Raw genomic sequence first — 23,142 nt, forward strand, 5'->3', positions numbered from 1 at the left:
CCATGGCTGTCCTTTTGTTTAACGTCAACTGATCCTGTTTAATGGGGACTGATTTATTTTTAGGCAGCGTGAAAATGTTACAAAAAGACAGCGGAAGTGAAAAGGAGAAAGTAGGCAGAGGCATAAACGGGGGGCTACACTTGGGTCATGAGCCGGCACGACACGCCAGGCTTCACACCGGATCGTGTAATGACAATTAAAGGGAGGCAAGATTCATGAAAAAGACATTGAAACAAGCAAGCTCATTCATGATCATTTCCATACTCACCGTGTACGTATCGGCATGCAGCGGTCAAAGCGCAAGCAGCTCCGGCCAGACCGGCTCAACGTCTGCACCGCAAGCGAATCAAGCTACTGAACCGCCAAAGCTGACAAATATGACATATTGGGTGGCGAACCACGCAGCAGCCTCAGCGCAAATGAAGACATTTGCAGAGATGGGCATGTATAAGGAGCTTGAGAAGATTACCGGTGTCAAGGTTGAATTTCAGCATCCGCCCCTCGATGTCCAGCAGGCCAAAGAACAGTTTAACTTAATGCTCGCCTCCAGCCAGCTGCCGGATGTTATTGAAACTAGCTGGACGACGGGGTATCCCGGAGGACCGGAAAAAGCGATTCAGGACAATAAAATCATTAAGCTGAACGATTTGATTGATCAATACGCGCCAAATTTGAAAAAACTGCTGGCCGATCACCCTGACTGGAAAAAGCAGGTGACTACCGATGAAGGCAGTATGTATATGTTCCCGTTCCTGCGCGGAGACGATAAGGTTCGCGTGTTCTTTGGGCCCGGTATCCGTCAAGATTGGCTGGATAAGCTCGGTTTGAAGATGCCGACGACGATCGACGAGTGGTACACCGTCTTGAAAGCGTTTAAAGAGAAAGATCCGAACGGCAACGGCAAGGCGGATGAAATTCCTTTTTACATCGATAAGGATTTGATCAATACGGACGCGCCTTTCCTCGGGGCTTGGGGCATCAACTACAGTTTCTATCAGGACGGCGGTAAAGTGAAGTTCGGGCCGATTCAGCCGGAATATAAAGATTTTCTTATCACGATGAACAAATGGTACAAGGAAGGTTTGCTGGATAAAGATTTTGCAGCGCCGAACGACAAAATGTTCGATAACAAGATGACGACCAATCAGCTTGGCTCATCCGTATTTTTCAATGGCGGCGGTATCGGTAAATACGCAGGCTTAATGAAGGACAAAGACCCTAATTTCAAGCTCGTCGCCGCACCTTATCCGGTATTGAAAGCGGGAGATAAAGCGATTTGGGGGCAAAAAGACTTCGCTTCCAACGGCTTCGGGGCCGCCATTTCAACGAGTGACAAGAACCCGATTGAGACGGTCAAATGGCTCGATTATGCTTACGGGGAAAAGGGCGACCTCTTATTCAACTATGGCATAGAAGGCGTCAGCTATAAAATGGAAAACGGCAAGCCGACGTTTTTACCGGAAATTTTGAACCCGCCGGCAGGTGTCAGCGTTCAGCAGTCACTGGCCAAATACAACCGAGCGACTTGGAGTGCACCATTCGTGCTGAGTGACAATTTCCAGCTGCAGTACCTGGTCTATCCAGCACAAAAAGAAGCGCTGCAAGTATGGTCGGCGCCGACGCTGGAACGTAAATTGCCGCTCATTACGCCAACGAAGGACGAGAGCAGCAAGTTCGCCTCGATCATGACAGACATCCAGACGTATCGCGATGAAATGCTGCTCAAATTTATTATGGGCGTGGAGCCGATCGATAACTTCGATAAGTATGTGAAGAAAATTCAAAGTATGGGCATCGACGACGCCTTGAACATCCAACAAGCGGCACTGGCACGTTTCAACAAACGCTAACAGCAGGAAAGGTTAGGGGATACGAATGACACAGAGCACCTGGTCAACGATTCGCTCCGACTTGAAGAGGCATTGGGCTGTGTATGTCATGGCGCTTCCCGTTATTGCCTATTATGCGATCTTTCATTACGGCCCGATGTATGGGCTGCAGATCGCCTTTAAAGACTTTTCACCGGCTAAAGGCATCTGGGGCAGCTCGTGGGTCGGCTTTAAGCATTTTGAGAGCTTCTTTAACGGCATTTATTTCTGGCGCTTGATCAAGAACACGATTCTCATCAATGTGTACGATCTGCTGTTCGGGTTTCCCGCTGCGATTATTTTGGCGCTGCTGCTGAATGAGATCCGACAAAGCGCGTTCAAGCGGGTCGTACAAACGATATCTTATTTGCCGCATTTCATTTCGATCGTCATTGTGGCCGGCATGATGGTCGACTTCTTAAGCCGTTCCGGCCTGATTAACCAAATCCTCGGGTCTTTCGGCGTTGAGCCGATCGACTTCCTGAAGGAGGAGGGCTGGTTCCGCTTCCTGTTCGTCTCTTCCGGCATTTGGCAGGGCATCGGCTGGGGTTCCATCGTATATCTGGCCGCCATGGCGACGATCGACCCGACCTTATACGAAGCCGCCCGCATGGACGGCGCGAACCGCTTCCAGCAGGTTCTGCACATTACCATCCCCGGCATTATGCCGACGATTGTCATTTTGTTCATTTTGAATATGGGCAACATGCTGACGGTCGGCAGTGAAAAAGTGCTGCTGCTGTACAATCCGCTGACGTATGAGACGTCGGACGTTATCTCGACCTACGTCTACCGCAAAGGCGTGCTGGAGGCCAGCTACAGCTTTACCGCAGCGGTCGGACTGTTCAACTCCGTCATCAGCTTTATTCTGATTGTTGCCGCCAACAGCTTCGTCAAGCGGATCAGCGAGAACAAACTTTGGTAAGGAGATCCAATCATGAAACCAACGACCGGGGAGCAACTATTCGGATATTTCAATGCCTTGCTGATGATCGGCCTTTGTGCGGTCACGCTATATCCGTTCCTGTATGTCCTGTTCGCCTCCTTCAGCGAGGCTACTTCTTTGCTGCAGCACAGGGGGGTCATGTTCCGGCCCTCAGGCTTTGATCTCGGCGCATATAAGGCGGTGTTCAGCAACCCGATGATCATGAAAGGGTATGAAAACACGCTCTTATACGTGATCTTAGGGACGACAATTAACCTGCTTATGACGGCGATCGGCGCCTATGTCCTATCGCGTCCAAATCTGTATTTTAAGCACATCATCATGTTTTTCATCGTGATTACGATGGTTTTCCATGGCGGGCTTATTCCTTCGTTTCTTCTGGTAAACGATCTCGGGATGATGAACACGATCTGGGCCTTGCTCATTCCCGGCGCGATCAATACGTTTAATATGATTATCATGCGCACTTCTTTTCAGGGTATTCCGGTCAGTTTAGAGGAGTCTGCGCGTATGGACGGAGCCAGTGACTGGACGATTTTGTTCCGGATCATCATCCCGCTATCGATGCCGGTCATTGCCGTCATGATTTTGTGGTATGCGGTGGGGCACTGGAACTCTTATTTCAGCGCGCTGGTTTACCTGCGCAATCGGGAATGGTATCCGCTGCAGCTCGTGCTCAGGGAAATCCTGATCGCCAACAACACGGACGCTATGATGACGAGCGCAGCCAGCGACGACAAATACGCAATCGGGGAAACGATCAAATATGCGGCGATTATCATCTCTTCACTGCCCATCATCTGTTTGTATCCTTTTCTGCAAAAATATTTCGTCAAAGGCGTCATGATCGGGGCCATTAAGGAGTGAATGCCAATGAGAACCGTGACATATGACAATGCGCCGAGCAGCTGGAATGAGGCGCTGCCGATCGGCAACGGGCATTTTGGCGGCATGGTCTTTTTCGAGGAACAGCAGCTGACGTTGGCGCTCAATCATTACGAGGTGTATTACCAGAAGCTGCATCGCTATAGTAAGGCCTATCAGCATGGCGGCGGCCGGGACTACACCCGGCAATACGGGATGTCGTTTCAGGAGCTGAAACAGCGGGCGAAGGACCTGTATCGCAATCCGGCGGAAGCGCCGATTTATTTGTACGGGGATGCTTTGTCCACGAGCAGTATGCACCGCAAGTACGGCAAGCCGTCTGGCGGAGCGTCGCATTATCCGACGGGAGAGATTATTCTTCACCCCGGCGGGGCGCTCACCGAGCCTGATGATTACTCGCTTAGCCTGAATATCGAACAAGGGGCAGTCGACTTGCGGATGGAGAAAGGCGAGGACAGGCTGAGCGTGCGTACGCTCATCGCCACAGAGGCTGATTATGCCATCATGGAAATCAAGCAAGCAAAAGCTGGCTTGCTGCAAGCTGTGTCCCTGTCCGTTCCGGCACGCAGATACGCCGAGACGACAGTAACGTACCATCAGCTGGATGCGACAACTTTTTACTATGAGGGGTCGTTCTATCCAGATGGGGAAAATAAAGCGCAATACGGCCCGTTCACGTTCCTCGTCATGATAAAGCTTATCGGAGCGCAAGGTTTTGTTGAACATTCAGCAGGCGCGCTTCGCATACAACTTGATGGGGCCGGCGAAGAGATCACACTGATGGCCACGGTGGTAACGGAGATGGAGATGGAGCGCCAGGAGCTGCTGTCTGCCGCATTGCAGCGGATGAGTCAGGCGGTAACTCGCGTGGATGCGATGAAGGCGGAGCATCAGCGTCATTGGGCTTGCTTTTTCGCCCGATCGTCCGTTACGATCCCCGATAAAATGCTCGAAGATTTATGGTACATCAACCTTTATGCGCTCGCCTGCAGCAGCGGAAAAGGCGGCCGCATGGCGGAGCAGTCGTGCGGTCTGAACGGTCTGTGGGACATCCGGCAGCCGACAAAATGGGGCAGCATGTGGTATTGGGATGTCAACATTCAGGCGGCTTTCTGGCCGCTTTATACGGCCAATCACTTGGAGATAGCCGAAGCGTTCAACGACGGACTACTGGCGTATGTGCAGGAGGCTGAGCGAATGGCGGATCAGTATTATGGCTTGGACGGCGTTGCCGCCGATTATCCGCATGCGCTTTATGTCAGCATTTGGCCTTGGTGCGCGCAGTTTCTATGGGACTACTACCGCTACAGTATGGATCATGAATTTTTGCGGGAAAAAGCGTACCCGGTCTTCAAGCGGATTGCCCGCTTTGTAGAGGGATATTTGCGCTATGATGCGGAAAAAGGGCAGTATGACGTCTTCCCTGACATATCTCCCGAGCAGGGACCGCTCACGCGCAACTCGACGTGTTCGTTAGCGGCGATCCGCTACTTGCTGCGCATAGCGGCTAGGAGCAATGAACTGCTGGGCGAAGCGGATGAGGACCGCCAGCGGTGGCAGGAGATCGCCGCACAGCTGGCGTCATATCGTGTGGCTGCTTCGCCTCGGTATGGCGAAGTGCTGCTGGACTCGGAGTGGGCGCCTCCGGGGCTGCACTTGCGCCACCCCTCGCTGCTTATGCCAATTTATCCGATAGGGGAAATCGGGAAGTGGAGCGAGGCGGTGTGGAAGCAGCGGGCGGAGCGTACGCTCCGCTATGCCGAGAACCATACCGAATATGGCGTGTTCCAATTCGGTTGGCTCTCTTGCGCCGCTTCCCGGCTGGGCGACGGCGATATGGCGCTGCGGCTGCTGTATGAGCAGGGCATCGATTTGTCTTTGCGCAGCAACGGACTGTTTGCTGAGGAAACGGAGCGGTGGATGAACTACTGCAACATCACCAACGAGCCGTTATATCACCCGCACATGATGGAAGCTTCCGGGGAAATCGTGGCGGCTGTCAACGAGATGCTGCTGCAAAGCTATAGCGGCGTGATCGAAGTTTTTCCGGCTGTGCCTACGGGAGAGCCGGAGCTGCAGCGATCGGCAGGGCTGTACGAGCATGAGGTGGCGAGAAAGGTTCGCGTCTATCCAGGATGGCGCGATTGCTCGTTCCGCCAGCTGCTGGCCGTTGGCGGCTTCGAGGTGAGCGCCGAGATGAAGGACGGCCAGGTGCGATGGGTCCGAATCCGCAGCATGGCAGGCGGCACGGTGCGGTTGCGGCATCCTTTTTCGGCGGATCGGGTGGAAGCGGTAGCGGTTTGGCGGGTTGATGGAGTTGAGGAAGAGACCGGGCATGAGGCTTTGGATAGGAGGAAGGATGAGGCTGGGCTTGAGGTTGGAGGCACACATGGAACGATAGTGATGGCGGAGGCAGAGAGCACAGATGAGTCCAGGCGGAGTGTTGAAGGCGGAGGCGTAGATGGGACGATAGAGGCGGCTGAGGTAAGGAGCGCAGATGCGTACAGGGAGCTGGTTAAAGGACTAGGCACAGCTGGAATCGGGTGCATATCGGCTGGAGAGGTACTTCATGGAGTGTTGCAGACGGTGTTTTATGAGGATGACGGACAAGTGCTGTCGTTTGAGTCGGTTAAGGGCGGGGAATATGTGATCTGTCCGCATCCGGAAGCCGATTCGAGCTGGCCGGATGGTTGGAACTTAGAGCCAGAGAAACCGGATACAAGCCACAGCTATCCTAGAGTCCATGAGGCGCACACGTGTCGTCGAGTCTTTTTAGGCAAAAACCGGGACACTTACCACTATAAAATGCTGGATCATTTCACATTCGATTATTATGCCGGGAATACGAGGGAATCTAGATTAGCCGCATATCGACTGGACTTTGGCGTGCAGGAGCAGCTTCAATCGAAAAACTATGATAAGGCGCTGCCTAGGCAAGTGCATGTCGATGGTATTTTGGGCCAAGCGTTTCGTCCGGTTACCACGACAAATGTTTTTACTGCCTATACGGGACTCGGCTGGGAGCGTGGCGATGGTCTGTTTGCCGCCGATCGCGGGGGACCGGACGAATTGCGCAGAGACTTCGTCGGCGGGGCGGAGGAAGCAGTGCTGATTGTGGAACTGCCTAAGGGCAGGTACGATCTGCTGCTAGTTACCGGCGACAGCGATGAGCCGTCGTACACGGAGGTTGATATTCCAGGACAAAGCGCATGGAAGCCGGATCAGCCGCTACAAGCAGGTGAGTTCGCAACCGAGCTGCTGCCTATCGCGCAGAGGAAGGATGGCTATGTGCAGATACGTTTTCGGACACGCGAGGGCTTGCAGTGGCGGATTAATGTGCTGATTATAAATAAAAATTATCCTTATTTATAGATGGTTGGGCGCCCTCAAGACCGGCGTAAAGGTAGCTTTCGTACCTTTGCGCCGGTTTTTTCATATGCTAAAAGAGAGAGACGCCATTTAACCGAGTAAAGCGGATGTGCGGCGATACGGGGCAACTTTGGCGTATGTTTTTGCGCGATTTTTGGAATCGCTCTATACTCGAATTAAGAATAAAAGGATAAATTTCCCAAGGGAGTTGTGCGTATAATGAAAAAGGAAGCGCTGAACAAAAAGGATCAACAGCAGGACTTTTTCCCGATTCACGATTTTGATTATGTCGAGATGTATGTGGGGAATGCCAAGCAGGCCAGTTACTTTTTGAGCAGAGCTTTTGGTTTCAAGATCGTCGGCTATGCCGGGCTGGAAACCGGCTTGCGGGATCGCGTGTCCTATGTGCTGGAGCAGAAGAAAACCCGCATTGTTGTCTCCGGTTCGCTCGCGGACGATCATCCGATCAGCACGTTTGTGAAGAAGCACGGCGAAGGCGTCAAAGATATTGCACTTCGGGTTGATGATGTTGAAAAGGCTTACAGCGAAGCGGTGGCCAGAGGCGCAATCGCGATTCAGGAGCCGCTTAAGCTCACGGATGCCCAAGGAACGCTGATTAAGGCGACCATTGGCACTTATGGGGATACGGTGCATACACTCATCGACCGGACCCATTACAAAGGCGTGTTCATGCCGGGCTACAAGCATGTGGATGCCAAGATCCCCTTTGAGGAAACAGGCTTAATCGGGATCGATCATGTGGTTGGCAATGTGGAAGAGATGGAGCCGTGGGTCGCTTATTACGAGAAAGTGATGGGATTCACGCAAATGATTCATTTTGATGATAAAGATATTAGTACGGAGTATTCGGCGCTTATGTCCAAAGTGATGCACAACGGCGGCCGGATCAAATTCCCGCTGAACGAACCGGCTACAGGCAAGCGCAAATCGCAGATTGAAGAGTTTCTTGAGTTTTATCATGGCGCTGGGGTTCAGCACGTGGCGATATTGACTAATGACATTTTGCAAACGGTCCAAAAGCTGCGGGAACATGGCGTCGAGTTTCTTGACACGCCGGATACGTATTATGAAATGCTTTCCGCCCGTGTCGGGAAGATTGATGAGGACCTTCAGAAGCTTCAGCAAAATAAAATTCTCGTTGACCGTGATGATGAAGGCTACTTGCTGCAAATTTTTACCAAACCTGTCGTCGACCGTCCGACGCTGTTTTTTGAAATCATTCAGCGCAAAGGCTCGCGTGGCTTCGGCGAAGGCAACTTCAAAGCGCTGTTTGAATCGATTGAGCGCGAACAGGCGCTCCGGGGCAATCTGTAACAACTGGAACCCGGATAGATCCGGAGGAGAGGGGGCAGGCGGATGTACTCGAGTGTTCGGCTATTCATGGAAAAGCTGATCGATTATGCGGGGATGTTCCCGCCGGCTGGGCTGCCGATCGATGCGGCTATTCGCAATTATTACGCTTACAGCCACGATCAGGACAGCTGGATGCTGGGCAAATTCGTCATCCCAGTGTCAAGATTGCCTGAGGTCATCCCTTATCTGCCTTTATTTACCCCTGATCATCCGCTCCGCTTGTCGGTGATTGGCCAGCGCAGCAGCGATGAGGAATCCTGCATCCGACTGCTGGCGGATAGCCTTCAGGCCTTAGAGCGGTTCAAGGAACAGGTGCAAGGCGCTGCTCAAGTGGAAGGCTTCGAGCTGCCTCTGCCGCCGATCCCGCTCTCGCCTGCTTTGCTGCAGGCCATCGGCAGGGGGACCGGCCCGCTCGGGCTGCATACTTTTTGTGAACTGACATATGGGTTAAACAAAGATTGGGAAAGCCGCATGCTTGCCGGCTTGGACGAAATTACCGCCCTCAAGGCGGCGGGAGGGATGAGTCTGGGGCTCAAGCTGCGAACCGGGGGCCTCTCTGCCGAGGACTTCCCGACTGCGTTGCAGGTGGCATTTGTCATAGCAGCGTGCAGGGATCGCCATCTTCCGTTGAAATTTACCGCCGGCCTGCATCACCCGGTTCGGATGTACCGTTCCGAAGTTCAGACGCACATGCACGGGTTTGTCAATGTGTTTGCGGCTGGCTTGCTGGCGCACTCGCATCAGCTGGATTTCAAGCGCATAGCGGAGATATTAGCGGATGAGCAGGCGAGCAGCTTCCAGTTTTCCAGCGAGGGCTTGCATTGGAAACAGTTCTCGATGACCTCATCGGAGATTGCTGCTTATCGCGATGAGGCGTTATGTTCATTTGGCAGCTGCAGCTTCGATGAACCGAGGGAAGAGATGCGGGCTGTTCAATTATTGGCGCAGAGGAGGTAACCGGATGGTTCGTTCCTTTATTCATGTAGAACCTGATTCCCATTTTCCGCTTCAAAACCTGCCTTATGGCGTATTCCGCCCACGATCAGGCGGGGACCCGCGCGTCGGCGTGGCAATCGGCGATCAGGTGCTGGATCTGGCCGTGCTGGACGCAGTCGGCTATTTGGACCCGGCCGAGGCAGCCGGTCAAGGCTTGTTCAGTAAGCCGTCGCTGAACGCCTTAATGGCCTTGCGCCGACCGGCGTGGAGCGAGCTCCGGCAGACGATTAGGCGGCTGCTGGATGCGGAAGAGCCGGCATTGCGGGACAATGCCGTGCTACGTCAAGCTGCCTTCCACAAGCAAGCCGAGGTCGAGCTGCTGCTGCCTGTAGAGATCGGCGATTATACGGACTTCTACGCCTCAAGGGATCATGCCACGAATGTCGGCAGCCTGTTTCGGGGGAAGGAACAAGCGCTGATGCCGAACTGGCTGCATCTGCCTGTCGGTTATCACGGGCGGGCCAGCTCGATCGTGATCAGCGGAACGGATGTGCAGCGCCCGCTAGGTCAGATGAAACCGCCTGATGCAGCTGCGCCGCTCTTTGGCCCTTGCCGCCAGCTTGATTTTGAGCTGGAGGTAGGCTGTCTGATCGGCACGGGGAACGCGCTTGGCGCGCCTATAAGTGTGGACGATGCCGAAGAATATATATTCGGGCTCGTACTGGTGAACGATTGGAGCGCGCGCGACATTCAGGCGTGGGAATACCAGCCGTTAGGCCCGTTCCTCGGCAAAAATTTTGCCACCTCGATCTCGCCATGGGTCGTGCCCTTTGAAGCGTTGGAGCCTTTCCGCGTTGCGGGTCCGGCGCAGGAGCCCAAGCCGCTGCCTTATTTGGAGCAGTCAGGTAAAGGAGCTTTCGATATTCGCTTGGAAGTCCAATTGCAGGCGGAATCGATGAAAGAGGCGGAATGTATCGCAGAGAGTAATTTCCGCTATTTGTACTGGACGATGGCGCAGCAGATCGCCCATCATACGATCGGCGGCTGTAATCTGCGCCCCGGAGATTTGCTCGCATCCGGAACGGTCAGCGGTGCGGAGAAGGGGACACGCGGATGCCTGCTGGAGCTTACTTGGCGTGGAAGTGACCCGCTGAAGCTGGCGGGCGGTGAGGAGCGGGTATGGCTGGAGGACAGCGACCGTGTCACGATGACAGGCTGGTGCCAAGGAGACGGTTACCGGATCGGGTTCGGCGAAGTAACTGGACGTGTGCGGCCTGTTGGGCAAGGAGGGGGATAGTGCGATGCCATTTTATCACCGTATGGGTGAGATTCCGCAAAAAAGACATACGCAATTCAGGAAACCCGACGGTTCGCTGTTCCGGGAGCAGGTGATGGGGACGAAAGGCTTTTCGGGTATCCAATCGATTCTTTATCACCATCACGCCCCGACAGACATCATGCGGGCCGAAGTAATCGCACCATTTCAGCTGGAATATGAGGATCAGGGAGCGCTGACCTGCAGGCATTTTTTGGCAGGACAGTTTTCGGATGTAGGGGATGCGGTCCTGGGGCGGCGCTACATGCTGGGGAATGAAGATGTGCTGCTCTCAGTGTCCAATCCGACGCAGTCAATGGATTACTATTACCGTAACGCCGACGGTGATGAATTGCTGTTCGTGCACCGGGGGACGGGCAAGGTGGAAACGGTGTTTGGCACGCTTGTTTACCGTCCTGGAGATTATATCGTCATTCCCGTTGGCACGATTTACCGGATCGTACCGGAGCCGGGAGATTCAAAGTTTTTGAACATCGAAACAAATAGCTGGATCAGCACGCCTAAGCGCTATCGCAATGAGCATGGACAGCTGCTGGAACATAGCCCCTTCTGTGAAAGGGATATGCGGCTGCCGGAGTCACTCGATACGCATACAGATGCCGGCGAATATGAGGTGCGAACCAAAGCGCGAGGGTATGTGCATGCTCACTTGTATCCGCATCACCCGCTTGATGTAGTCGGTTGGGACGGTTATCTGTATCCCTATATTTTCAATATCGGGGATTTTGAACCGATAACCGGACGGATCCATATGCCGCCGCCGATCCATCAGACATTCGAGGGCCACAACTTCGTCGTCTGCTCCTTCGTGCCAAGGCTGTTCGATTACCATCCGCAGTCGATTCCTTCGCCTTATTTTCACAGCAATGTGGACAGCGATGAAGTGATTTATTATGTAGACGGCAATTTTATGAGCCGCAAAGGGGTTATGGAAGGCTCGATCACCCTGCATCCTTCAGGGATTCCGCACGGGCCGCACCCGGGTAAGATTGAAGCCAGCATCGGCAAAAAAGAGACCTTAGAGCTGGCGGTCATGGTCGATACATTCCGCCCGCTGCGCGTGGTGAAAGGTGCCGCTCAGTTGGAGGATGTGAAGTATCCGTACAGCTGGGTTCAAGGGTAATCCGCCTGCACGCAGGAGGCAAGGTTAAAGAAGCTAACGTCGTGATTCTCCGGCGTTGGCTTTTTTGTGTTCAGGTTGGCGGAATCCCCTGCAAACATGGCGCAAATGACAATGCAAACGGCGCGATTTCCCCTTTACAATAAAATGGACACCCCTGCCGATGATTGTACAGGTTTAAGGCAGGTGAGGGAGGATAACTAGCTAAATACATCGAATAACTTGGAAATACCGCCAGACAAGGACTGGGGGAAGCCGATGCTTAAGACAAAGATGTTCCTGTATTTCTCCATGGTATCTTTATTCATTGTCGGAATGACCTGCGGTATTTTTTATTTTAAGAACACGAAAGACGTCAAAGATCAAACCTTCTCTTTATCTTCGATTATTTCCAGGCAATTTTCCGAAATGGTCGATCTGTATATGCAAAATATTGAGGAGCTTTCACTCGCTGTCTCGATATCCCCTGCTGTACAAAGCGGTCTTCTTGACTATCAGCGGGCAACGAAGTCATTGGAAAAGGAAATTATCGGGTATAAGCTGAATCCGATTCTGTTTGATTTTTCGTATCCCAAACCTTACGTACAGAGCGTTTCGATCTACACCCCTGATGCTTACATGTATTACTACACCAAGCTGGTGGAGATTAAGCCCACCGTTCCTTACACAGCCTCGGAACTATCGCAATTCAACCAATCGCTCAATAATAAAAAATTCGTGCTAAGCCCTTCCATCGGAGGGGAAGGCGTCGGCGAGCCTGCGAAACAAATCGTTTCCTTTATCCGCCGAATTAACCGCATTCCGTCACAGCAAGTCATCGGATTTCTGAATATCACGATCAATCTGAACGCCTTCAAAGCGCTTGAATCGTCGAACCGCAAAGCGAGCGAGTTCGATAGCAGCATGAGCATGCTGCTGGTGGATGAGCAGGGGCACATTATTTACGATAAAAATGGGATGAATGATACGACGCTCCAAACGTTTGATGCTCATTATGTACAGTCCGGACAATCGGAGGGCGAGCTCACATGGAGGGGGAAAAAGTATTATTACTCCTATGAGTCTTCCAGCTACACCAGTTGGAAAACCGTCGTGCTGATCCCCAAAGATGTCGTGCTGCTCAAACAGAAACGAATTCAGGAAATCGTGCTCGTCGTAGGCATTCTCACAATGCTGCTGATCGCGTTAGTCTCCTATATTTTATCCCATCAGATTACAGGTCCCCTGCGCAAATTAATGTCCAAAATGTCCAGCGTCGAGCTCGGGAATTTCAACGAACGCATGGACTACAAAGGGAAGAACGAGCTCGGCAAATTAAGCCGGATGTACAACCTGATGCTGGACAGCATCTCCAGATTGATTCATGAAGTCTATGAATCCAAGCTGGCGGAAAAAAATGCGCAGCTCGCAGCGCTGCACGCGCAGATTAATCCTCATTTTTTATATAATACCTTGAATATTATGAAATCGATCAGCCGGCTTAGGGGGATTGAAGAAGTGGCGGAAATTTCCGAGTCGCTGGCCAGCTTATTTCAATACAGTATGAAAAATTTGCATCAGCCGGTCACGCTGGAGCGGGAGTTGGCGCATATCGGCCATTATTTTAACATTCAGCAGCATCGGTTTGGCCAACGTTTGGCGCTGGATGTCGACATTCCGGCTTCGCTTCGGCAAGCCGAACTGCTCAAGCTGACGATTCAGCCGTTGATTGAGAACGCTGTAGATCACGGACTCAGAGGCATGAAAGCAGGCGGCTGCATTCGCGTAGCAGCGCAGGAGCACGAGGGCATGCTGCTGGTAAGTGTTTCCGACAACGGGACAGGAATCGAGCCGTCAAGCTTGCAGGCGTTGCAAGAAGCGCTGCAGACCACGAATGCGCTGCAAGGCCTGCGCGATGCGGCCGATGGGATCGGCCTCTTGAATATTCATGGTCGGCTTCAGCTGTATTACGGCACAAGCTATGGCCTTACGATTAGCAGTCCGCCCAGTGGCGGGACGATAGTCACGATGAGGTTGCCTTTACGACTTGTTATACAAGAGGAGGCGGATGGAAGGACATGAATATTTTTTTGGTTGAGGATGAGTATTGGGCTTTAGCGGAGCTGGTGGAACTGTTCAAAGTATATGAGCCGGAGCATTGCGTCTATGCTTTTGAGAACGGAGAGGATGCGATGCTCGCTGCAGCGACGATTCATCCACATCTGGTGCTGACCGATATCAATATGCCTGGCATGGACGGACTCGCGTTGGTAGAGCGACTGAACCAAATGGATCCGAACATCCGGAAAATCATTGTGAGCGTCCATGATCAGTTCGAGTACGCGCGCAAGGGGATGAAATTTGGCGTGGCCGATTTTTTGGTGAAGCCGGTCAAGAAGGATGTGCTGTATAAAGCGGTGGACCACATGCTGGAACAGCTTCAGCAGGCTCGCAAGCATTCGGCACAATGGCTGCAGGGCGCGCTGGCGAAAATGCTGCTGACCCCGGACCGCATTCAGCACCCGCAGCTGGACCGCTTCTATACGGAAGCCTGCCAAATCGTGCTGATCCGGCTGGATGAGGGCGATTTCCGCAGCAGCTGGAAAGAAACGGAAACCAGCCTAGAACAGCTCATCGCTTCGCTGGCAGGCGGGGCGGCCGCTGAAGTGGTCGGCGTGGAGCTCGATTGCCGCCAGCGGGTGCTGATCGCCATGGATCAGCAAACATGCCAGGCGCAAGCGGACATTCACAAGTCAGCTGCCGCCTTGCTCGATCAGCTGAAGCTGTCGGGGCATCATGTCCATATCGGCGTGGCGAAGAAGCCTGCCGGCCGCTCGCTGTTTGAGGTGTTTAGCCCGTTCAGCCAGCAGCTTAAAGACAATCGCTTGTTCGGGATGCCAAGTCTGGTTATGGCTGAGGAGAAGAGATCGGATGCCGATCTTACCGCTGTCTGGGAGCGGGTCAGGGTGCTCGAGACGCATTATCGGAAAGGCGAGCTGGCCAAAGGCAAGGGCGTGCTGCAAGGCTTGCTCAAGGAGCTGCGGCACAAGGAAATCACGAAGCGGCAGCTTGAGCTGTTCATGGGCGATATGCTGTTCTCGCTCCGCTTCAACAAGTATGGTATACGCACTGGCGTGAACGGCGTTCACGGGCTTTACGAGGATCCGAGTACGCTGCAGCATATTTCGAGCTATGACGAGCTGTTGATTTGCCTGCATGATAAGATCATCGCGCTCTACGGGGAAGAGCAGGTAAGTGAAACGACCCCGAAGGAATTGATTGCCGTCCTGGTCAATCAGATTCATCATCACTATCAGCGTGCGATCTCCCTGCAGCAATTTGCGGCAGAGCACCACGTCAGCCTTGGCTACTTGTCGCGGATGTTTAAGGCGCAGACGGGATTGACCTTCTCCGAGTACGTGACGGAGTATCGCATTCGCAAGGCGAAGGAGCTGCTTCAAGGCGGCGTTGAACGTCTGCAAGAGGTGAGTCGTTTGGTGGGTTACGAGGACCCGAAGCATTTCAGTTTGTTGTTTAAAAAGCAAGTGGGCGAAACGCCGATGATGTACGCGAAGAAAAGGATGGAGCCTTAGCTAACGAAGCACAAAGCAGCAATAAGCAGCAAAAAGGAAAAATTGCCCCCCTGATTCAGTTCAATCCGTATGTAGGCGAAGCGGAGCAAAGTTCTTACAATGAGACTATAGCTCGGTGAAAGCGTAATCACATACGGGTTTCCAAGGCACCGGAGCTCGGAGAAGTTCGAAAAGGGAGGAAATAAAAGGATGAATCAGAACAAGTTCCTTGCAATGCTTTCTTGCGCCGCTTTACTGACTGCAGTAACAGCGGGATGCTCCCAAGGCCAGACCCAGACGACAAGTGGCACGACACCGGCCACGACAGACACGAAACCGGCGCAAACAGCTGACAGTAAGCCAGCTGAAGTGAAAACGCTCACATTGCTTACGGGCACGACAGGAACGGCCTACCCGGCTCTGCAGGCCGTAGCTGCCGAAGCTGAGAAGAAGTTGAATATCAAGATTAAGTTCGATATTAAGCCAGACGGTACGGAAGGCGATAACCTGGTGAAAACAAGGCTGGCAACCGGCGAGATGTCGGACATCCTGTTCTACAACTCCGGTTCCCTCTTCCAAGCGCTAAATCCAGAAGAGAACTTCGTGGAGCTGACGAAGGAGTCTTACATGGATAAGCTGTTGGATTCATTCAAACAAACCGTTAGCTCGAACGGCAAAGTGTACGGGGTTCCCGGAGGCTCGTCGAACGTCGGGGGCATTATGTATAACAAGCGAGTTTATAGTGAACTCGGCTTGTCCGTTCCGAAAACGTGGGCGGAATTTATCGCCAACAGCGATAAGATCAAGGCAGCCGGCAAGACGGCCGTTATCGGTTCCTACAAAACAACGTGGACCTCGCAGCTTTACGTGCTGGGCAACGAATACAACGTGCAGGCGCAGGACGCGAGCTTTGTTCAAAACTACACGGGGAACAAAGCGAAATTCGCGACAACACCGGTGGCATTGCGCGGTTTTGAGATGACGGCGGAGACATTCGCCAAAGGTTACATGAATAAGGACTTCTTGGCCACAACCTACGACAATGCGCTGAAAATGCTGGCGGAAGGCACAGGCGTCCAATATCCGATGCTAACTAGCGCCGTCGACGCGTTGGCAGCCAACTATCCGGACAAAATTAAAGATATCGGCGTTTTCCCGATTCCAAGCGACAATGCCAGCATTAACGGCTTTACGGTATGGATGCCGAGCGCGTTGTATATCAATAAGAAGAGCAAAAACGTGGACGCAGCCAAGAAGTTCCTGGACTTTCTGATCTCCCCTGACGGCATGAAAGCTTATATGAGCAAAAGTAAGGCGAATGGTCCTTATGTGATCAAAGGCATCAATGTGCCGGACGACGCTTACGACGCCATTAAAGATATGCAGTCTTACTTCGATGCAGGTAAAACGGCGCCAGCGCTGGAATTCGTCTCTCCGGTGAAAGGACCGAATCTGGAAAGCATCCTGATTGAGGTCGGCACCGGCCAAAAATCGGCAGCAGACGGCGCAGCCGATTACGACAAAGACGTGAAGAAGCAGGCGCAGCAATTGAACTTGCCGGGTTGGTAATCAAGTAGTTATGTCGAATTCCGGTCCCGCCGATCCCGGCGGGACTGGGCTTTAGGGGAGGGAAACGGATGACCTTATCGCAAAAAAAGATGTATTCGCTGTTCTTTTTGCTGCCGGCAGGCATCATTTATTTTACGTTCTACCTGCTGCCGACCATCATGTCGTTATTTTTCAGCATGACGCGCTGGACACTGACCAAGTGGACTTATATCGGTTTTGAGAACTACCAGATGTTCTTCGAAGAAACATCTCTCCGCATCGGTTTCAGGAACACACTGATCTATGCGGTCGTCACCTGCGGCCTGAAAGTAATTCTGGCCCTGCTGCTGGCGACGCTGCTGACTTCGAAAATTTGGTTCAAGGATTATTTTCGCTCGATGGTGTTCTTTCCGACACTGCTCAGTACGATCGCTGTCGGGATCGCCTTTAGCACGATGATGCATCCTACGCAGGGGGTCATCAACACGGCGCTCTCCGCAATCGGGATTCCAGGGCCGGATTGGCTGGGCAATACGAAGCTGGCGCTGTTCTCGGTCGCTTTCATTGATGTGTGGAAAGGTGTGGGTATCGCGACGGTCATCTATATCGCCGGGATTATGTCCATCCCCCAGCATTATTATGAAGCGCTCCGCATTGACGGCGGCAGCAAGTTCCGCAGCTTCTGGCATATTACACTTCCGCTCAGCAGGCCTGCCATGAACTCGGTCATTATTTTGTCCTTTATCGGAGGCTTGCGTACCTTCGACTTGATCTGGGCAACCACTCGGGGTGGTCCGGGCTTCTCCACCGACTTGATCGCTTCGATCATATATAAGCAATACCAAGCTGGCTTCTATGGATTGGCGACGGCGGGCAACGTGATTTTGTTCATCGGGATATCCGTGCTGGCCTTCCCGCTGTACATGTTCTTAAACAGACGGGAGGTTGAGCTATGAACAGCATCGTGCGCGATTCCGCAGCCAGTACGGCCGTGCGCAGAAGCAGCGCTGGCGCAATGACCGGGAAGGTGCTGGTGACGCTGGTGCTGCTGGTCCTGTCCACCGTCATCTTCTGGATTCCGTTCTACTTCGTCATCATCAATTCATTCAAATCCGGAGCGGCAGCTGCCGATATGACGATGGCTTGGCCGACGGCTTTCCATATTATAGATAACTATGCCGCCGTTCTCAGCGCCTCGGAGCATATGCTGATCCGTGCCTTCTACAACAGCACCTTGCTGACGATTCTGTCCCTGGCGGGCCTCATATTTGTCAGCTCCTTGGCCGGGTTCGTCCTGCAGAGGCGCGAAAGGACGCGGGGGGCGGCTACGCTGAACTTCTTCATTCTCGCCGGCTTGATGATTCCGCCGGCCGTGGTGCCGACGATTTGGGTGCTGAACTCATTAAACCTGTTCAAAACATTAGCGGGCCTGACCCTGGTGGAAATCGCCCTGCACTTTCCTTTTTGCGCCATATTGTATAAGGCGTTCACCGCTTCCGTTCCGCGTGACATTGACGAGAGTGCCTTTATGGACGGCTGTGGCGGGTTTAAGCTGTTCACGCACATTATTTTTCCGCTGCTGAAACCGGTCACGTCCACGATCATTATTATTACATCAGTGAATATTTTCAACGATTTCGTTAATCCGCTGTACTTTCTGCCAGGCGCTGAGAACGCTACGGTGCAGCTGACGCTGTACAATTTCATGAGCATGTATTTGACGAATTGGAACTTGCTTTTCGCCGACGTTGTCTTGATTTCGATTCCTCCGTTGGTGATGTTTTTATTCTTCAATAAGCGGATTATTGCGGGGATGACGGCTGGTGCGGTAAAAGGATAATCCTTGGCCGCCCTTTAAGGGCCGAATCCAACCTTGCGATGGCGCAATCGCCTATGATGATGTCGCAATCGGCAATGCAAGCTATCCCGGACGCTTTTATGATTAAGATGAAAGCGGAACAAGAAGCGCCGGTGATGTTCACGATGACAGCGAATGACGAGCAGTAGAGAGGGGCGTGTGGCAAACGATGGTAAGTCAGCTGCGCAAATCACAGTTCATGCAGGACAGCAATTGTCCTTTCAGCATCGGTACCTACGTCCACGACAGAGATCATCGGACTACGGAGCATTCTCACGATTTCGTTGAGCTTGTGTTTCTGGTAGACGGTCAGGCGGAGCATCTGTTCGAAGGTCAAGGCTATACAATCCGCGCCGGCGACGTGTTTATCATTAACCCTGGCGAAGTGCATGCCTACCAGACGAAGCCGGGGGAACGGATCGAAATCATCAACTGCCTGTTCATGCCGGAGCTGATCAGTGAAGTGATGTTGAGGGAGCTGGGCGTGTGCCGCTCGATGGACTACTTCTACGTGTATCCGTTCCTGGACGCAAGCGAGCGCTTCCATCATCGCTTGAACTTGGCCGGCGGAAAAGCCGAAGAGGTGTACGCGCTGCTCAAGGCGATGATGGTGGAGTGGGAGCAGCGGAGGCCGGGGTACACGACGATTATTCGTCTGCAGCTGCTGCAATTGCTGATCATGCTGTCAAGGTTTTATGCCGAAGGCGCGAGTCTTGCTTACAAGCCTGCTGTGAAAGAGCGCACGGTGCTGATCCGCCGGATCAACGGATTTTTGGAGCGGCATTTTGACCAGAAGCTGGCCGTGCCGGACTTGTGCACGTTCTTTAACATCAGCAGCCGACAGTTAAACCGGATTTTCAAACAGGAGACTGGGCAGACGGTCACAGAGCGGATTCATCAAATCCGCATTGAGCGCGCCAAGCAATATTTATTGGACGGCGACGATAAAGTGATCGACATTGCCAATCGGGTTGGGTATGAGGATCCTTCCTTTTTCTCCCAGTTGTTTCGCCGTAAAGTAGGCTGCTCCCCAGGACAGTACAGGGAATCATCCTTGCAAATTCAATCACAAACGGAGGTTATATCATGACGCTGAAAGTAGCGGTTGTCGGAGTAGGCAATATCGGTTCCATTCATGCCGGTGTGTATAAAGATCATCCCAAAGCAGAGCTCGTGGCCGTATGCGACATTGTAAAGGAAAAAGCGGATAAGGCCGCCGAGAAGTTCGGCTGCCGGGCGTTTTACAGTGTGCAGGAGATGCTGGCCAGCGGTATTGCGCTGGAAGCTGTCAGTGTTGCCACGAAGGGTGAAGAGAACGGCGGCGAGCACTTCGCGCCGACGATGGAGCTGCTGCGCGCAGGCATTCCGGTTCTCGGCGAGAAGCCGATTTCGAACCGTATCGAAGAGGGCGAACAAATGGTAGCGCTTGCCCGGGAGAAGCGGCTGCCTTATGGCGTGAATTTGAACCATCGCTTCACCCCGGCAGCGGAGCGGGCGAAGCAATGGGTGGATGAAGGCCGCTTGGGCAAGCTGCATATGATCAATATGCGGATGTGGATAAACAATCCGGTGGAGACTTCGCCATGGTTCCATTTGCGCGCTTTGCATCCGCACTCCTTTGACGTAATTCGTTATTTCTGCGGCGATGTGAAGCGGATCGGGGCTTTTATGATGAAAGGAGAAGGCCGGCAAATCTGGTCCAACACGCAAATCATCATGGAGTTCGAGAACGGGGCCATCGGCAATTTGGTGGGCAGCTATGATGCGGGAGCCAGCTATGGGCTGGAGCTTTGCGAACTGGTCGGCTCCAAGGGCCGCTTCGTGCTGGAAGATGCCTGCGAGCAGCTGACGTTCTATCCGCGCCAGGGGATTGAGACAGAAAGCTACAGCTATTTAGGCGGGATGAAAGCTTTCCCTGAAACGTTCAAAAGCCGGATCAGCGACTGGATCGAGCAGCTCTCTGCTGGAACGCCTTATGACAAAATCAACGGCTCCGGCGAGGATGCGCTAAGAGCGCAAAAAATTATTGAAGGTGCCATTCGTTCGTTCGAAACATCCAGTATTGTCGAACTTTAATCCGAGGAGGCCAATCATATGGTTCAATTAGGTATCAACTCCGTGTTGTTCAAGGAGTACGATTTTGCCACTGCAGCCAAACATATTCAGCTTTGCGGTTATGACGGGATAGAAATTGCAGCGATAAAAGGGATGTGCGAGCATCTGGAGCTGGACCGCTGGAGCGAGCAAGCTGCCGGCATCAAGCAAATTACGGAGGAGCTGGGCTTGAAGCTGCTTGCGATGGAGGTTGCGTCTTTGGATGAAGAGCGGCTGAAGCTGGCCTTCCAAGCTGCGCGTGAGCTGGGGATTCCGATTGTCAACGTAGGCCCAGGCGGGAAGTCCAATGTCGAGGAAGACTTGGCGACCTCCATTGACAAGCTGTCCCGGCTGTCCCAATTGGCTGGCGAGCATGGCGTCACCCTGTGCGTAAAAGCGCATGTCGGGCAGTCGGTTTATAATACGCCGACAACCTTACAGGCGATGGAGCGTATTGATTCGCCTTCGTTCGGGATTGATATGGACCCCAGCCATATTTACCGTGCGAACGAAGATCCGGAAATTGCGCTGGCCCAGGTGGTCAGCCGGGTCAAGCACATCCATATCCGCGACTGCAAAGGACGTCAGGCGGGACCGGGACCGATCGAGGCGCAAGCTTGCGGCCGAGGCGATATTAACTTGATTGACTATTGCAAAGTGTTAGTGGAAAGCGGCTATGACGGTCCGGTCAATCTGGAAGTCATCGGCGCGAACGGCCACTCTTTAGCGCAGCTCGCCACCGTGGCTGCCGAGAGCAGAGGCTATCTGAACGCGGTGTTTCAATCGTTAAAATCCACTGTATAAAGGAGCCTGCGCGATGACTCAAAATAAACGACCGAACCTGCTGCTGCTCGGTATCGACAGCCTTCGCAGAGACCACATGAGCAGTTATGGCTATCACCGCCTGACAACGCCGCACCTTGACCGCTTCAGCCAAGAGGGAGTGCTGTTCGAGCAGCACTTCTCCCCCAGCATTCCGACAACGCCTTGTTATGCTTCCATGCTGACAGGGATGGACTGCTTCGGCACAGACGTCGTCGCGCTGCGCCATGGCGGACCACTCGGCGCTCATGTGCAAACGCTGGCCGAAGTGCTTGGCGAGCAAGGCTACAATACGACATGCGTCGGTTTCACGGGCAATCCTTCCGCCAGAGGCTTCCAGTCGTATTTAGATTATGAAGCATGGCTGGCGGATGAAACAGGCCGCTGTCCAAAGGCGGAGAACCTCAACGCCGTCACCCTTCCCGAGCTGAAGCGGCTGGCTGCGGACGACAAGCCTTTCTTCTTATTTTTGCGGCATATGGACCCGCATTCGCCTTATTTGCCGCCGAAGCCGTTCGAGCGCATCTTCTATGGCGGGGATGAGAAAGATCCGGACAATCATTCCCTCGATGCCCTGTATGAATTTAAACCTTTCGTCGACTACTTCAAATCGTGGTTCCCGGAAGGCTGCACAGACAGCGCCTACATTGACGCGCAGTATGACGGCGCCATTGCTTATATGGATGCGTCGATTCAGGCACTTTTTACCCAATTGGCCGAACTTGGACTTGAAGAGGAAACGTTGGTCGTCGTCACGGCGGACCATGGTGAGACTCTAAATGAGTACGAATGTTATTACGATCATCACGGTCTGTACGAATCGAACCTGCGCATCCCCCTTATCCTGCGGTATCCGGGCAAGCTTCCGGCAGGCAAACGCGTGAGCAGCGCTACGCAAATTAAGGATGTCATGCCGACCATTATGGAGCTGCTGGGCATCGAGACAGGCATTGCCTACGACGGACGCAGCTTAATGCCGCTGGTGCGCAATGAGCAGCATGTCACAGAGAGCGAAATGTATATCACGGAATGCACATGGATGCGCAAACACGGCTGGCGGACGCCAGAATGGAAGCTGATCGTTGCGTTGGAGCCGGATCTTCATTATAAACCGACGGTAGAGCTCTATAATCTGGTTCAGGACCCGGATGAGCAAACTAACGTCGCCGAGCAGGAGCCGGAGATCGTGAAGCTGCTGGCCGCCCGCATGGAAGCGCATATTCATGCCAGGGAGCAGGCGACAAGCCGGACGAATCCGATCTATACGAATCTGAACTGGCACGGTCTCGGTGTGGGGGCGTTCACTTCTTCCCAGCAAGCGTACGATTCCATGCATATTAAATCGCCGTCCTCGGCACGGAAGCTGCAAGCCAAGGAAGCGAAGGAAGCGGCTGAAGCGAAAGCTGCGACTGCGGCTGCCAAGGAAGTATAATGA

17 protein-coding genes are annotated in these 23,142 nt (G+C 53.1%); all 17 read left to right on the forward strand.

Features of this window, described 5'->3' with window-relative positions; translation table 11 throughout:
- The first annotated feature begins 215 nt into the window (after positions 1-215).
- Complete coding sequence (locus O9139_RS02270; protein ID WP_270877828.1) at positions 216-1,850, forward strand: type 2 periplasmic-binding domain-containing protein; 1,635 nt, start codon at positions 216-218, stop codon at positions 1,848-1,850.
- Between the two features lie 25 nt (positions 1,851-1,875).
- On the forward strand, positions 1,876-2,793 hold the full coding sequence (locus O9139_RS02275) for an ABC transporter permease (RefSeq protein WP_270877829.1): 918 nt from the start codon (positions 1,876-1,878) through the stop codon (positions 2,791-2,793).
- A gap of 12 nt (positions 2,794-2,805) precedes the next feature.
- A complete protein-coding gene (locus O9139_RS02280) occupies positions 2,806-3,681 on the forward strand; it encodes a carbohydrate ABC transporter permease (protein WP_270877830.1) in 876 nt (291 codons plus the stop codon).
- A 6-nt stretch (positions 3,682-3,687) separates the two neighbouring features.
- Complete coding sequence (locus O9139_RS02285) at positions 3,688-7,071, forward strand: glycosyl hydrolase family 95 catalytic domain-containing protein (protein WP_270877831.1); 3,384 nt, start codon at positions 3,688-3,690, stop codon at positions 7,069-7,071.
- Between the two features lie 216 nt (positions 7,072-7,287).
- Positions 7,288-8,403 carry a 4-hydroxyphenylpyruvate dioxygenase gene (hppD, locus tag O9139_RS02290; RefSeq protein WP_270877832.1) on the forward strand — a complete coding sequence of 372 codons (1,116 nt, stop codon included), beginning with the start codon at positions 7,288-7,290 and terminating at the stop codon, positions 8,401-8,403.
- Between the two features lie 42 nt (positions 8,404-8,445).
- A complete protein-coding gene (locus tag O9139_RS02295; RefSeq protein ID WP_270877833.1) occupies positions 8,446-9,399 on the forward strand; it encodes a hypothetical protein in 954 nt (317 codons plus the stop codon).
- A 4-nt stretch (positions 9,400-9,403) separates the two neighbouring features.
- A complete protein-coding gene (gene fahA, locus O9139_RS02300; protein WP_270877834.1) occupies positions 9,404-10,675 on the forward strand; it encodes a fumarylacetoacetase in 1,272 nt (423 codons plus the stop codon).
- Positions 10,676-10,679: 4 nt separating this feature from the next.
- Positions 10,680-11,837 (forward strand): homogentisate 1,2-dioxygenase, encoded by a 1,158-nt coding sequence (locus O9139_RS02305; protein WP_270877835.1) that lies wholly within the window; start codon positions 10,680-10,682, stop codon positions 11,835-11,837.
- 255 nt (positions 11,838-12,092) lie between these two features.
- Positions 12,093-13,895 (forward strand): cache domain-containing sensor histidine kinase, encoded by a 1,803-nt coding sequence (locus tag O9139_RS02310; protein WP_270877836.1) that lies wholly within the window; start codon positions 12,093-12,095, stop codon positions 13,893-13,895.
- Entirely contained in the window at positions 13,892-15,406 is a 1,515-nt protein-coding gene (locus O9139_RS02315; protein ID WP_270877837.1) for a response regulator transcription factor, read from the forward strand. The genes O9139_RS02310 and O9139_RS02315 overlap by 4 nt, the downstream gene beginning before the upstream one ends.
- 189 nt (positions 15,407-15,595) lie before the next feature.
- The gene (locus O9139_RS02320; protein ID WP_270877838.1) at positions 15,596-16,954 is read left to right on the forward strand and encodes an ABC transporter substrate-binding protein; all 1,359 of its coding nucleotides are present in this window, start codon (positions 15,596-15,598) and stop codon (positions 16,952-16,954) included.
- 68 nt (positions 16,955-17,022) lie between these two features.
- Positions 17,023-17,889, forward strand: coding sequence for a carbohydrate ABC transporter permease (locus O9139_RS02325; protein WP_270877839.1), 867 nt, complete (start codon positions 17,023-17,025; stop codon positions 17,887-17,889).
- Positions 17,886-18,773, forward strand: a complete 888-nt coding sequence (locus O9139_RS02330) for a carbohydrate ABC transporter permease (protein ID WP_333742440.1) — start codon at positions 17,886-17,888, stop codon at positions 18,771-18,773. Before O9139_RS02325 ends, O9139_RS02330 begins: the two co-directional genes overlap by 4 nt.
- 175 nt (positions 18,774-18,948) lie before the next feature.
- Positions 18,949-19,881 carry an AraC family transcriptional regulator gene (locus O9139_RS02335; protein ID WP_270877840.1) on the forward strand — a complete coding sequence of 311 codons (933 nt, stop codon included), beginning with the start codon at positions 18,949-18,951 and terminating at the stop codon, positions 19,879-19,881.
- Positions 19,878-20,867: a Gfo/Idh/MocA family protein gene (locus O9139_RS02340; protein ID WP_270877841.1), complete on the forward strand. Its 990-nt coding sequence runs from the start codon at positions 19,878-19,880 to the stop codon at positions 20,865-20,867. Before O9139_RS02335 ends, O9139_RS02340 begins: the two co-directional genes overlap by 4 nt.
- A gap of 18 nt (positions 20,868-20,885) precedes the next feature.
- Positions 20,886-21,689 carry a sugar phosphate isomerase/epimerase family protein gene (locus O9139_RS02345; protein WP_270877842.1) on the forward strand — a complete coding sequence of 268 codons (804 nt, stop codon included), beginning with the start codon at positions 20,886-20,888 and terminating at the stop codon, positions 21,687-21,689.
- A gap of 13 nt (positions 21,690-21,702) precedes the next feature.
- Positions 21,703-23,139 (forward strand): sulfatase family protein, encoded by a 1,437-nt coding sequence (locus O9139_RS02350; RefSeq protein WP_270877843.1) that lies wholly within the window; start codon positions 21,703-21,705, stop codon positions 23,137-23,139.
- The last annotated feature ends 3 nt before the right edge of the window (positions 23,140-23,142 follow it).

This window comes from Paenibacillus aestuarii (genome assembly GCF_027789125.1).
GTDB lineage: Bacteria > Bacillota > Bacilli > Paenibacillales > NBRC-103111 > Paenibacillus_E > Paenibacillus_E aestuarii.

Excerpts from the sequence above, each read along its gene's own strand:
- O9139_RS02320 (WP_270877838.1), top strand. The coding sequence starts at position 15,596 with ATGAATCAGAACAAGTTCCTTGCAATGCTTTCTTGCGCCGCTTTACTG.
- O9139_RS02295 (WP_270877833.1), top strand. The coding sequence starts at position 8,446 with ATGTACTCGAGTGTTCGGCTATTCATGGAAAAGCTGATCGATTATGCG.
- O9139_RS02305 (WP_270877835.1), top strand. The coding sequence starts at position 10,680 with ATGCCATTTTATCACCGTATGGGTGAGATTCCGCAAAAAAGACATACG.
- hppD (WP_270877832.1), top strand. The coding sequence starts at position 7,288 with ATGAAAAAGGAAGCGCTGAACAAAAAGGATCAACAGCAGGACTTTTTC.
- O9139_RS02315 (WP_270877837.1), top strand. The coding sequence starts at position 13,892 with ATGAATATTTTTTTGGTTGAGGATGAGTATTGGGCTTTAGCGGAGCTG.
- O9139_RS02340 (WP_270877841.1), top strand. The coding sequence starts at position 19,878 with ATGACGCTGAAAGTAGCGGTTGTCGGAGTAGGCAATATCGGTTCCATT.
- O9139_RS02285 (WP_270877831.1), top strand. The coding sequence starts at position 3,688 with ATGAGAACCGTGACATATGACAATGCGCCGAGCAGCTGGAATGAGGCG.
- O9139_RS02270 (WP_270877828.1), top strand. The coding sequence starts at position 216 with ATGAAAAAGACATTGAAACAAGCAAGCTCATTCATGATCATTTCCATA.
- O9139_RS02345 (WP_270877842.1), top strand. The coding sequence starts at position 20,886 with ATGGTTCAATTAGGTATCAACTCCGTGTTGTTCAAGGAGTACGATTTT.
- fahA (WP_270877834.1), top strand. The coding sequence starts at position 9,404 with ATGGTTCGTTCCTTTATTCATGTAGAACCTGATTCCCATTTTCCGCTT.
- O9139_RS02275 (WP_270877829.1), top strand. The coding sequence starts at position 1,876 with ATGACACAGAGCACCTGGTCAACGATTCGCTCCGACTTGAAGAGGCAT.
- O9139_RS02350 (WP_270877843.1), top strand. The coding sequence starts at position 21,703 with ATGACTCAAAATAAACGACCGAACCTGCTGCTGCTCGGTATCGACAGC.
- O9139_RS02310 (WP_270877836.1), top strand. The coding sequence starts at position 12,093 with ATGCTTAAGACAAAGATGTTCCTGTATTTCTCCATGGTATCTTTATTC.
- O9139_RS02325 (WP_270877839.1), top strand. The coding sequence starts at position 17,023 with ATGACCTTATCGCAAAAAAAGATGTATTCGCTGTTCTTTTTGCTGCCG.
- O9139_RS02280 (WP_270877830.1), top strand. The coding sequence starts at position 2,806 with ATGAAACCAACGACCGGGGAGCAACTATTCGGATATTTCAATGCCTTG.
- O9139_RS02330 (WP_333742440.1), top strand. The coding sequence starts at position 17,886 with ATGAACAGCATCGTGCGCGATTCCGCAGCCAGTACGGCCGTGCGCAGA.